11 protein-coding genes are annotated in these 12,216 nt (G+C 39.3%); 5 read left to right on the top strand and 6 right to left on the bottom strand.

Going from position 1 to position 12,216, the window contains the following annotated elements; genetic code table 11:
- Positions 1–329 precede the first annotated feature (329 nt).
- Together gcvH and gcvT are read right to left on the bottom strand one after the other, a co-directional pair.
- Positions 330–716, bottom strand: a complete 387-nt coding sequence (gcvH, locus tag AAZO_RS23180) for a glycine cleavage system protein GcvH (RefSeq protein ID WP_013193020.1) — start codon at positions 714–716, stop codon at positions 330–332.
- A gap of 81 nt (positions 717–797) precedes the next feature.
- Positions 798–1,934 carry a glycine cleavage system aminomethyltransferase GcvT gene (gcvT, locus tag AAZO_RS23175; RefSeq protein WP_013193019.1) on the bottom strand — a complete coding sequence of 379 codons (1,137 nt, stop codon included), beginning with the start codon at positions 1,932–1,934 and terminating at the stop codon, positions 798–800.
- Between the two features lie 120 nt (positions 1,935–2,054).
- On the opposite strand from gcvT, the gene AAZO_RS23170 reads away from it, so the two are divergent.
- Positions 2,055–2,549 carry a pentapeptide repeat-containing protein gene (locus AAZO_RS23170; RefSeq protein ID WP_013193018.1) on the top strand — a complete coding sequence of 165 codons (495 nt, stop codon included), beginning with the start codon at positions 2,055–2,057 and terminating at the stop codon, positions 2,547–2,549.
- Positions 2,550–3,188: 639 nt separating this feature from the next.
- Positions 3,189–4,511 carry a D-alanyl-D-alanine carboxypeptidase gene (locus tag AAZO_RS23165; RefSeq protein WP_013193017.1) on the top strand — a complete coding sequence of 441 codons (1,323 nt, stop codon included), beginning with the start codon at positions 3,189–3,191 and terminating at the stop codon, positions 4,509–4,511.
- Between the two features lie 104 nt (positions 4,512–4,615).
- On the opposite strand, the gene lptC is transcribed toward AAZO_RS23165, so the two are convergent.
- From lptC to metG, 3 genes are all read right to left on the bottom strand, one after another.
- A complete protein-coding gene (lptC, locus tag AAZO_RS23160) occupies positions 4,616–5,851 on the bottom strand; it encodes an LPS export ABC transporter periplasmic protein LptC (protein ID WP_013193016.1) in 1,236 nt (411 codons plus the stop codon).
- A 2-nt stretch (positions 5,852–5,853) separates the two neighbouring features.
- Entirely contained in the window at positions 5,854–6,483 is a 630-nt protein-coding gene (locus AAZO_RS23155) for a LabA-like NYN domain-containing protein (RefSeq protein ID WP_041641937.1), read from the bottom strand.
- A 243-nt stretch (positions 6,484–6,726) separates the two neighbouring features.
- A complete protein-coding gene (gene metG / locus AAZO_RS23150) occupies positions 6,727–8,328 on the bottom strand; it encodes a methionine--tRNA ligase (RefSeq protein WP_013193014.1) in 1,602 nt (533 codons plus the stop codon).
- A 1,000-nt stretch (positions 8,329–9,328) separates the two neighbouring features.
- Here metG and AAZO_RS23145 point away from each other — a divergent pair.
- Positions 9,329–10,141 carry an alpha/beta fold hydrolase gene (locus AAZO_RS23145; protein ID WP_013193013.1) on the top strand — a complete coding sequence of 271 codons (813 nt, stop codon included), beginning with the start codon at positions 9,329–9,331 and terminating at the stop codon, positions 10,139–10,141.
- Here the strand turns inward: AAZO_RS23145 and AAZO_RS23140 are convergent.
- The gene (locus tag AAZO_RS23140; RefSeq protein WP_013193012.1) at positions 10,131–10,403 is read right to left on the bottom strand and encodes a hypothetical protein; all 273 of its coding nucleotides are present in this window, start codon (positions 10,401–10,403) and stop codon (positions 10,131–10,133) included. The genes AAZO_RS23145 and AAZO_RS23140 overlap by 11 nt on opposite strands.
- Before the next feature lie 762 nt (positions 10,404–11,165).
- Between AAZO_RS23140 and AAZO_RS23135 the strand changes: the two genes are divergently transcribed.
- Positions 11,166–11,681, top strand: a complete 516-nt coding sequence (locus AAZO_RS23135; protein ID WP_013193011.1) for a hypothetical protein — start codon at positions 11,166–11,168, stop codon at positions 11,679–11,681.
- Between the two features lie 134 nt (positions 11,682–11,815).
- Complete coding sequence (locus AAZO_RS23130) at positions 11,816–12,082, top strand: hypothetical protein (protein WP_013193010.1); 267 nt, start codon at positions 11,816–11,818, stop codon at positions 12,080–12,082.
- Positions 12,083–12,216: the final 134 nt, after the last annotated feature.

Here is a 12,216-nt window from a genome sequence, read left to right as displayed (position 1 = left end):
AACTTTTCTATTTATCTGAAATTTCATAATTCGTTGATATATATAGAGACGTTCCATGAAACGTCTCTATATGTTAGAGATTGTGAGTTTTGAATTCTACTAAGTTGAAAAATGATTGCAACAGATGGAAAGATAAAAAACTTACAAACTGTAGTCGTGCAAAATAAATTGTACATTTAGGAGAGGGAACTCTTAACAGGGAACAGGGAACAGATAAGCATTATAGAGATTTTTATTTGTTCCAAAAATATTCAATTAATTTTGCTCAGGTACTTATCGCAAGACTTTCACAATCCAAAATCCAATATCCAGAATCCAAAATGTATTACTTACTCACCTTCCACTAAAGCCCTATACTCATCAGATGTCAAAGTATCATCAATTTCGCCAAGGTCATCAACACGCACTTTGATAAACCACCCTTCACCATATGGGTCATCCGATATTAGTTCAGGATCAGCAATTACGCTGTCATTGCGTTCTATAACTGTACCACTGACTGGTGCATTGACTTCTTCAACAGCTTTCACAGATTCAATTGTGCCAAATCGCTCTCCTTTTGAGATAGCATCACCAATTTCTGATACATCCAAAAATACAATGTCACCCAATTGTTCTATAGCAAATTCGCTGATACCAATAGTGGCGATTTCTCCATCTAGGCGTACATATTCATGAGTATCTAGATAGCGCAAATCCTGCGGATATTCACACATAAAACTTCCTCTTCCACGTTAAAAAATTGGTGTTACTAGAGTAACCCAAAAGACATTATTCCTTAAAAACCCCAAAGGTTATCAGCTAGTAACACGATTTTGTGACCGATAGAAAGGACGTTTGACCACGACTGAGGGATAAGCTTTGCCGCGAATTTCCACTTCTATCTGCTGTTTTGTGGTTGCTAACTGGCTAGGAACGTAAGCTAAAGCAATGGGATAACCAAGTGTAGGTGAGAAAGTACCACTAGTTACTTGTCCTACTGTTTTACCCGATGATAATACGGAGTAGCCGTGACGGGGAATATTTCTGCCTTGGGTTTGCAAACCTACAAGTTTACGCTGCACTCCCTTGGTTTTTTGCTGTTCTAAAACACTACGCCCAATAAAATCACCTTTGGTATCTAAATTTACTAGCCAACCCAAACCCGCTTCTAGGGGTGTGGTGCTATCGTCGATATCTTGTCCATAAAGCGCCATTGCGGCTTCGAGACGGAGGGTGTCTCGACAACCAAGTCCACAGGGGATAACACCAGCATCATAGAGACGTTGCCATAATTCTATTCCGATTTCTGAATCTACCATGACTTCAAAACCATCTTCCCCAGTGTAACCTGTACGAGCTAGGAATGCGGGTCGTCCAAAGATTGTTGTTTCTAGGTGTGCAAATGCTTTAATGGGGGTTAAATCTGCTGTCACCAAGGACTGAAGATAGCTAGTAGCTTTTGGTCCCTGAACGGCAATTAAGATTTTATCCCGTGAATGGTCTTGAAATTCAACTGTTTGAATATCAAGGTGTGTCAATATCCAGGATTTGTCTTTATCAGTGGTTGCGGCATTGACTATAATTACTACCTTTTGTGTACCAATGGTGTCTAGACCTTGGTAGTAAATAATTATGTCGTCAATAATTCCTGCTTGGGGATTTAATAATACTGTGTATTGAGCTTGACTAGGTTGCAGACGACTTAAATCTGAGGGAACTAAATTCTCCAGTTGGTCAATGAGGTTTTTGCCTTGGAGAGTAAATTTACCCATGTGGGAAATATCGAATATTCCAGCATTATTTCTAACAGCTTCGTGTTCTTTGGTAATACTGCTATATTGTACAGGCATTTCCCAGTCCCCAAAGCTGGTAAAACGGGCTTTAAGTTCTACACCGATTTGATATAAAGGGGTTCGTGCTAGAGATTGGGTGATATTTTCTTGATTAGCCACAGGTATTTTAGGCGATCACACATCAATATTAATCTATCCTATGGGATTATCATTACTTGTCTTCCCTAGTGCTGTTTAATAATAAATAGTGTAATTGTTGAGATTTATTAAGCAAAAGTTATGAAGTATTGGCAAATACTCGCTAGTTTGGTTTTAGCAGTAGTGTTCTTTGTGTTTCCCCTGTCAGCACAAGCAGCAAGTTCTTCCAGCATTACCCATTCTGCTGGGGAAAAACTACAAGGTCAGGATTTTTCTGGACAAAGTTTAATTGGTGTTGAGTATACCAACGTCAAGTTACAGAATACGAACTTTAGCAATTCTGACTTACGGGGTGGAGTTTTTAACGGTACTTTGTTGGAGGGTGTAAATCTGCATGGTGTGGATTTTAGTCAAGGTATTGCCTATCTAGTAAAGTTCAACAATGCTGATTTCAGTGATGCAATATTAACAGATGCAATGATGTTGCGTTCAGTTTTTGATAATGTTGATGTCACTGGTGCAGATTTTACCAATGCGATTTTAGACGGGGTAGAAATCAAGAAACTCTGTCTTAAGGCTAGTGGTGTAAATTCTAAAACTGCTGTAGATACTCGTGAATCTTTAGGATGTAGATAAGAAAGGGGTGTAAGGGTGTGGGGTGTAGGGAAAGATAGTTTGTCCCACCTCATCATTTATCGATGAAGAAAACAAAAATGTGACTCCAGAGGCACAGCATCAGAAATACAAAGTCCTAATTTAAAACCCCTGATTTTAATTATGGGGTTCCCCACACCCATTTGACTTTTGACTTTCGCCTTGCGCTACTAGTACAGTAGGGCGTAAATAAACCAACCATTCCAAATCTCTGAAAGGCTCAGTCCGTATACATTTTAAATTTTGTTAGCCTAGGGTCTCCGAAGGAGATATTTTGTTAGGGTAGCTCTTCTGAAAGAAGCATTTTGAATTCACGGCTGTACTAGTTGTATAAATTTCAAACCGTATTGTTCAATTGTGTCAGCCATACGGTGTTTTAGCTTAACCTGAGAGAAGCTTAAATCTGACCTGATAGGGCAAAGTGGGATGAATGTTGGAACAAAAGCGGTTATTATGACCCAATGCTGATTAGCACAGATAAAAATTGTATAGTTTAAGCTGTCAATTATTGATTTTTCCTGGGCACAAGCTTTTCAGATGGGAAGAAGAGCAGTTGAAAGGCATAATATGCCAAAACGATCAACAATATTTGATATCTTAACAAAAATCGAGGAATTAAATATGCTGGAATTATTAGGTTCAGGTTTGGTTTCACTTTGGCTGGATATGGCTGGAGTCAAAATCCAACCTTTAAATGCTTTAGATGCATTGGCTTGGCAAAGTAGTCCTGGCTTTGTCATTGCCCCTGATCCAAACCCAGCAGGAGCTATGACAGTGCAGGAATATCTCAAAGACTTGATGACCTCCAAGGTAGTCACGCCAAATTTAATCAACCATCAGGGAATTTGGTTGCAGTCTGGACCGATGTTAATGGCTAATCACCAAGGGACAATACCTCTACCCGCAGCATCTTTAACTAAGGTGGCTACTTCATTAGCTGCTGTTAAAACTTTCGGGCCAGACCATCAATTTGAAACTTTGGTTAGTGCTACAGGCCCCATAGTCAATGGGGTGGTAAATGGTGATTTGGTGATTAACGGAACTGGTGATCCCATGTTTGTGGGTGAGGAAGCGATCACACTTGGTAATGCTCTCAATAAAATCGGTATCAACCAGGTCAACGGAAATTTGGTAGTTGTTGGCAATTTTGCCATGAATTTCCAACGTCAGTCTCTCTTAGCTGGTCAAATGCTTAAACAAGCACTGGATCACAAAACATGGAATCGTGCTGTGATTTACCAATACTCAATTATGCCCAAGGGAACACCTAAACCCCAAGTGGTGATTGCTGGTACTATCAAAATAGCAGCACAGCCTAACCCTAAACAAACTATACTGGTTCGTCATCTCTCCCTCCCGTTAAAGGAAGTAATTAAGGAGATGAATGTTTACAGTAATAACGATATAGCAGAAATGTTAGCGGAGTCGGTGGGAGGAGCAAATGTAGTAAAAACAACAGCAGCCGCTCTTGCCAATGTACCACAGTCGGAAATTCAGTTAATTAATGGTTCTGGACTGGGACGAGAAAATCGGATTTCCCCCAGAGCCGTCTGTGCTATGTTCATCGCATTACAAAGAGAAGCATCTGTCCATCAGTTGACTTTAGCTGACTTGTTCCCCATGTCCGGGTTAGATTACCGAGGTACATTACACTCTAGACACCTACCCGGTGCAACAGTGATTAAAACTGGAACTCTCAGCGATGTCAGTGCTTTAGCAGGAGTTTTACCAACACGCGATCGCGGTTTAGTCTGGTTTGCTATCATCAATCGTGGTTACAATGTCTCCAGTTTTCGGGCTGAACAAGATAAACTTTTACAACATCTGGTCAAACAACTGCAAGTATCATCTAATATTCCTACCGCGCTTACTCCTCACTCACCGAAAAATACTTTACCAAAATTAGGCGTACCCAGCCGCAATGAAATTTTGTATAAAAATTAATCATGGGGAATAGGTGACAGGTGACAGGGAAGAGGGAGCAGAAAAGTAGAAGAGTAGAGGAGTACGGGAGCAGAGGAGAAAATGACGAATTACGAATTACTAATTCATTCCTGCGGAATAATTTCTGTTACCACTCTGTCGTTATAACTGCCACCTTTAACAACAATATTGTCTGTTTGTAGATTAGCCAGTGCGGTTGCACCTTGAAGATTTAACGGTGGATCAACTTGAAGATAAACCACATTCCCCTGGGCTTCTAGTAATTTTCTTTCTAAATACCAAGTAAGTAGATTTGATTTTAAAGATTGCTTGTGTTGTCCTACAGCATTCACATTGCCTGTTAAATAAACACTTTTTTGTAGAATCTTTACTTCTGCTTTATTGCCAGTTACAGTCACATTTTCAGCTTGGTGAAAAACACGCACAGGGGAATTTGCCTTAACAGTTTCTTGATTGATATTCCAGGTCATAGAGTTACTAACTATCTGCATAGGTGGTTCTATTAACTCTAGTTTGGCTTTAGGTCCAATAGTAGCAATTTTGGTTTTTAAGTTAATTTCTGCAGCATTTCCTTGACCACGATCAGTGATTTTATTATCTTTATAGCGGTCAATTTGAATGGGGCACTCGCTAATTAATTTTCCTTCTTTAATCTGCCAAATTAACCTTTCAGTTCGCATTTGCAACTGAGGATCAGCAGATATCGCAACTACTTTACCAGCAAATTCTATTCGTTGTTCCCGGGTTTTTACTCTTACTTCTTGAGCGGTTGCTTGTAGTTCTTTATGAGTCCCATTTAATTGATTACGAACAATTAATAAATCTTCTTTATGTCGCCATTCTAATTCATTACCTTTTAAGATAGTACCATTATGGGGATCGGTAGCAATAATCTTACCTTTAAGGAATAGCTGTTTTCCATCCTGCTGAATATCAGCTGTTTCACCTCTAATTGTGTAAACTACTTTACCATCTTGGTAGAGTTCACCATCGGGATTTTGTGCTTCACCAATTTCTTTTTCTTTAGTATATTTTGCCTTTTTAGCTTTGACTTTCCAAATAGGTCTACCTACTTCATCAAATTGTTCTAAAGCAACGCCAAAAAAAGTTAACTTACTATTGGTATCCTGGTTAGATGAATCCCCTCTATTTGGTTTATGAGGAGAAGGATTACCACAAGCAAACAAACCAATGACCAAAAATAAGGTCAAAGGCAGGTAAGACCAATTTTGTGGTAATTTTAAATTATCATCAGAATAGAAGCGGGGAAATTTGGTTTTACTTCCCCCCTGAAGTTGTGAATTTGTGCTTCCATTCGTCCTGCCTTGTTGATGTTGCATGATTATTCGGGAATTTCTAGATGTCCTTCGCTATCTCTAGAATCGTCCAAGAATCCCAGACTCGATAATGGTCGATAGGGATAGCTTTGACGGGGTGTTTTTTGAATATCTTCTTTGATGGCTTCTAAATCAATATAGCGATCACTCACATTAATTAAGCTATCACTAGTCATAGATCGCAAGCTCACCACCTCTACCCTGACACCCCGATAACTGACCGAATTTACAGCATAAGCTAAATCGCCATCACCACTAACTAAAACAGCGGTATCATAGGAATCGACCAAGGCCATCATATCAACAGCTATTTCCACATCTAGGTTAGCTTTTTTCGACCCATCTGGCAGTTGCACCAAATCCTTAGCAATGACCCGATAGCCGTTCCGACGCATCCACAACAAAAACCCCTGCTGTTTTTCATTCGTCCGGTCTACACCAGTGTAGAAGAAAGCCCGCAATAGTCTTGACCCCCCAGTTAAACGGCATAAAAGCTTAGTGTAATCGATTTCGATTCCTAATTGTAAAGCAGCATAAAATAAATTTGAGCCATCAATAAATATTGCTACACGACCACGATTTTCTAAAACTTGTTCAGGCGTAAAAATAGAATCATTTTCCAAATTATTCAACATCATTGTCATACCTCGGTTGTTATCCCTGTTATTTTTGGTAGAAATCACGAATACCATTTTGAATTATGGATTATGGATTGGAAATCGCTTTATGCGTTTACGTTATGTACATCCATTTGTTACCATCATTTTTCTTTCTTGGTATAAGTTTTACATAATTGTTAGATTGGCTTATGATAATTTGCCGGGGCTGAATTTTTCTAGCCCTGTTCAGTCTTTAAACTCAATGACAAATGGAAAGTCTTAATCGTTTTTTAGGGTATCTATCCGTTTAAAAATGGGTTGGGGTGTACCCAACTGTTGTTTATCTGATAGCAAGCCCCATATTGCATGGGTACTAAAAGGCGCAACAATTGAAGTTTCTGTTTGATCGTTAAAATTAATTCCCCAGCCTAGTTGCTGATAAATATCACTGCTGATATTAGGAATAATCGGGGATAGGAGATAAGCTGCTAGTCTCACAGATTCAAGAACTGTGTACAACACCACTTCCACTTCTTCCTGCTTTCCCTGTTTATATAATGACCAAGGAGCTTGTTCATCAATGAACTTATTACTGGCTTGTACCAGCGATAAAACAGAGTGGCAGGCTTCATTAAAAGCTAAAGCTGTGTATGCTTGTTTCACCTGTTCTCCTAGACCTAAGCCAATCGCTTTTAAAGCATTCTCATTCGGAATCGCTTCTGGATCGATTGACGGCACTTTACCAGTGGAGTATTTCTTCACCATGTTCAAGGTACGATTTAACAAATTACCTAAATCATTTGCCAAATCTGCATTAAGAACATTGATGAACCTAGTTTCATTAAAATCTCCATCCTTGCCAAATTCGATTTCCTTAAGGAAGTAATAACGAACGGCATCACTACCATAACGTTGGACTAATGAGATAGGATCAAGGGTATTACCTAGAGTTTTTCCCATTTTTTGACCATCTTTAGTCAAAAAACCATGCCCAAATACTCGCTCTGGTAAAGGTAAACCAGCTGACATGAGCATTGCTGGCCAATAAACTGCATGGAAACGCAATATATCTTTACCGATTAGGTGCAGATTAATAGGCCACCATTTTTCTAAAGCATTGGCTAAAGTCGCTTCTGCATCAGGTTCTAACAATGCTGTTACATAACCAAGGAGCGCATCAAACCAAACATAAAGGGTATGTTTAGGATCTACCGACACTGGAAAACCCCAATCCAGATTTACCCGCGAAATCGAAAAATCTTGTAAACCTTGACCGACAAAGTTGAGGACTTCATTACGTCGGCTTGGTGGTTGAATAAAATCTGGGCTAGATTGGTAAAATTCCTCCAGTTTGGTTTGATACTTGGATAGACGGAAAAAGTAGTTCTGTTCGTCTCGCCACTCTACTTCTTTGCTAGTATGTATAGGGCAGCGTTTTCCATCTAGTAGTTCTCGTTCTTCCTTAAATTCTTCGCAGGATACACAATACCAGCCTTTTTGTTGTCCTTGGTAAATGTCGCCATTTTCCCAAACTCGCTGGAAGAATTCTTTAACAATGGCGTAATGGTTCAAAGCAGTAGTGCGACTAAAGCGATCATATTGAATGTTGAGAACCTCCCACAAATTGATGAAACTGGGTACAATTTGATCACAAAACTCCTGTGGTGGTTTTTCTAAACTTGCTGCTGACCGCTGAATTTTTTGCCCATGTTCATCTGTACCCGTAACTAGCAATACCTGATGTCCTAATGAGCGTTGAAACCTAGCTACAACATCCGCAGCCATTGTGGTGTAAGCACTACCAATATGGGGTACATCGTTTACATAGTATAGAGGTGTGGTTAGTGCAAAGGTTTTTGAAGTTTTATTCACTAGATTCATACACAATAAAAAACAAATTATTAAACAGATTTTTTTCTTAGTTAATCCTGTAAAACCAGGTAATTATATAACATTGCAAGTATTTTTTCAAACTAAAACTTAACATTAGCAAATTTCTCACCTCAAGAATTGTTTTTTAGTATCTAAAAATCGTGCTGATTTATCCAAAAATTACGGAAAATACTTGTTATTAATCATGTTGTAAGCTGTTCATTACTCAACTTCGATGCTCCTATAAGCCAATTAAAATCTATAAAGATTAGGCTTAGTCACCCAAATATGTGATTTATACATTTCTATCTGATAACCCAGCATAGCGTTATTAATAGATGCTGAACCTTATAGTGAAGAAATGTAAAAAATACATCAAGAAAAAATGCGAAATTTTTACAAAAAATATACTAATTGACTGGGGATAGGAAATTGGGGACGAAGAATCACTTTTATGAATTATGAATTATGAGTTACCTGCCTTAAGTGAGTTTGTGAAGGATGGGTTAAGCGATTTCACTTATTCATATATAATTCATTCAAACTTCACTAAAATCTGTAATCATAGTTTCAGACTCGGCTGATTTTTATCTCGAGAAGCTGATTTAGTCATTGGTTCTTGGGAATAGGGAACAGTGAACAACAATAAAGAAAGTGCGATGGCTGATAACTGATAACTGACCCATCTCCCCATGATTGCCAATGGAACGGTAGAGTAAAACCAATACCGTCGCCAAAATAGGAGGGTGAGTTGATGATGCTTTAAGCATTAACTCCCATTTCTTTGAGGCTTGGCAAAAACAATCAGTGTTAAAAATTCCTTCCAGGTTTCCTAGAAGTATTTTTTAACGTATTAACTGCAGTATAAGGGTTTGAGATTCCAAACTAGCTCTTCAGCAAAACGCTTATCTGTGTTTAATTTTGGTAAAATGGCAAAATTCCTGTAGCCTTTTATTTTGGCTAAGGTATTGTAAAACAAGATCTAATAGATTGTAGATACATTGGCAAAATGGCAGACGTTGAACTTAAACCTTGTTTCCTGACTCCCAAACGAGTACAACTAGAATATCCGCTGTTTGTCTATTTGCCTGGAATGGATGGAACTGGTCAACTGTTGCGATCCCAAACTGCTGGCTTAGAAGTAGGCTTTGATGTCCGTTGTTTAGCGATCCCCAGAAAAGACCTCACAACCTGGGAGGTGCTGACTAGTAATGTTTTAGACTTGATTCACGCAGAATTAGAAAGAAGCTGTCACCGTCCAGTTTATTTATGTGGGGAATCTTTTGGCGGTTGTTTGGCTATGAAAGTCGCTACCCAATCACCACATGTGTTTAAACGTATTATTTTAATAAATCCCGCTTCAGCTTTTCAACTGCGCCCTTGGTTGAACACCTTATCTCAACTAGCTGATTTAGTACCATCATGGTTTTATGATGTTGGTGCATTGGGATTATTACCATTTTTGGCATCGTTATCACGGATGTCTAGTAGTATTCGCCATGAACTACTCAGAACTATGCGTTCTCTACCCGCAGAAACGGTAAATTGGCGTTTGTCGTTATTGCGTGAGTTTCATATTGAAGAGGACAAATTGCAACAACTCAAGCAGCAGGTCTTACTTATAGCCGGGGGGAGCGATCAGTTGTTACCTTCTGTAAGTGAGGTAGAACGGTTAGATAATATTTTACCTAATTCTCAAAATTTAATCTTACGTGATAGCGGTCATGCATGTTTGTTGGAGGAACATGTGAATTTGTATGCAATTTTGAAAGAGAATGAATTTGTAGAAACTGTAAAATACAGTCATGCTACTAGAATTTAAGACAGAACTTGCCGTAGTTGGTTAAATAAGCTATGAGGTTCTTGGTATCTAGTTGAGAGCATTGTGAGTGAGTAGCCCCACCACGCGATCGCCCGGAAGCTGATCTGGCGCTTATTTTACCAGTAACAATTGACTGGATGCGCTCAAAAGCAGATTGAGCCTGTGCCTGTGGCAGAAAAACAGGGGACAGTAAACTTCCAGACAACAGGGTTATAGGTGTGCAGATAGTTATAGTTTGGCGTAAGAGCGAGCGCTTGATCATCAGTCAATAACCTCCTGAGTAAACTAAACTTTTCGTAATTGATAAGTTAAAAAAACAACTCCTCCACCTATAGCCAGTAATGCCAAGGTGGGCGGTACAAAAGGAATCCAACCACTTTACTTTGGTAAACTAGAATCAGATAGCAGACATTGATGAGACTCAAAACCAGATGGTAAGTCTTGTATATTATTCCAATAACTGTCAACCAATAAATGTGTTACCCAAACCCACCGCATCAGCAATGATAGAACCTCGGTGTCTTTCAATTACTTTGACGGATCTTTGAAACCCTTCTTGTTCAAAACTTGCTAATTCTAAGGTTTTACCAATCTCACCAATAATGGTTTCATCTTTAAATAGTTCGTATAGTACCTTGAGAAATATCTCATAGGGTGTATATGCTTTATTACCAAATTTGGAGGTATTAAGATCATCAATTAAGTTGGCTTTGTAGTCAATATCAACACTGGGGTCATTCTAGGATTTTTCAAACCAGTTATGTCTGAGGTCGTGAGCAATCGCCCCAATTTTCTTGACAATATTTAACACTGTTTAAGCCAACAAGTGACTGTTGTGGAAGGGGCTGTAGATGTCTTACAAGTATTAAAGGAGCATGGACTGATACAGGAAGTTTTTACAGAAACTCAAATTGCTGCATTAAGTCAACGCTTTAGATAAATTATCAGAGAGGGAGATACTCATTTAAATAGGCAAATTGCATATCTCAATGACTTAATCCCATGATTTAAATGAAGCTTTACATTGGTAAGTTCTGAGATCAGATGGAAGGTCTTCATACTGGGAGGCGAAGGTTCTTACGTAAGTCTTCATGGTCCTGGAGTGCCCTTACCCAATCCCAATTTGGGCATCCCTCGAAATCCCTTTGGCAGTCCAGGTGTAACAAAAAATCCTAATTTAAGACTTTCGCCTGCCCATGACGGCGATAGGGTGACGTTGATTGAAGTTCCTCATAACCCTGGCTGCTATATTCCTAAATATAATCCCCCAATAGGTGGTGCTTCTACACCTTCTTCTCACAAAGCTGGTGCGATCGTTCCTGTCAAAAATACACCAGTTAATACTGACTTATCAGTACCTTTTTCTCACCAAGGTGGAGTGATCGCATATATAAAAGCTTCACTCCCTGCCACCGGGACTAACAACACTGGGGGGCAGATAGTTCCACCAAATCTTCGCAACTTAATACCTGAAGTCAACACCCCGCCAACTGAACCTCCACGACTTCTTCCAGTCAAAGTGGAGCGCTCGCATATATAAAAGCTTTACCCCCTGCCAGTGGGACTAACAACACTGGGGGGCAGATAGTTCCACCAAATCTTCGCAACTTAATACCTGAAGTCAACACCCTGCCAACTAGAACTTTAACACCCGCTACTCATCAAGATCAGGGTATGACTCATAACCTACTTGGGGGAATTTCTACACCCAAAACTTGTGGTGAGGTTTCTCATCCAGGAATCGAAGTTAAAGTTACTGAAGATGGTGAAGGTTTAATCTGTTCCCCTTGTAAAGGGATCAATAAGGAATATGACCCAGAGCTAAAAGATCCTGCGAACCAACACCTCAAAAATAAGCTTGAAGCGGCCAAAGCAATACCGGATAGCGACCGAGTTGCAAAAGCTGAAACTGTAGCTAAGGTTAGAGACAAACTCCAATAGGATCTGAAACCGAGAACGGTCAACCTTACAAATCCCAAGAAGGACATTTATCAGAATATTCCCACTTATATCAAGACATTCCAGGAGGCAATTAACAACCTTAACAAGTACAGATGCTATATCAAAGACCCCAA

The sequence above is a fragment of the 'Nostoc azollae' 0708 genome (genome assembly GCF_000196515.1).
GTDB lineage: Bacteria > Cyanobacteriota > Cyanobacteriia > Cyanobacteriales > Nostocaceae > Trichormus_B > Trichormus_B azollae.
This window is presented reverse-complemented; position numbering and strand designations above follow the sequence as displayed.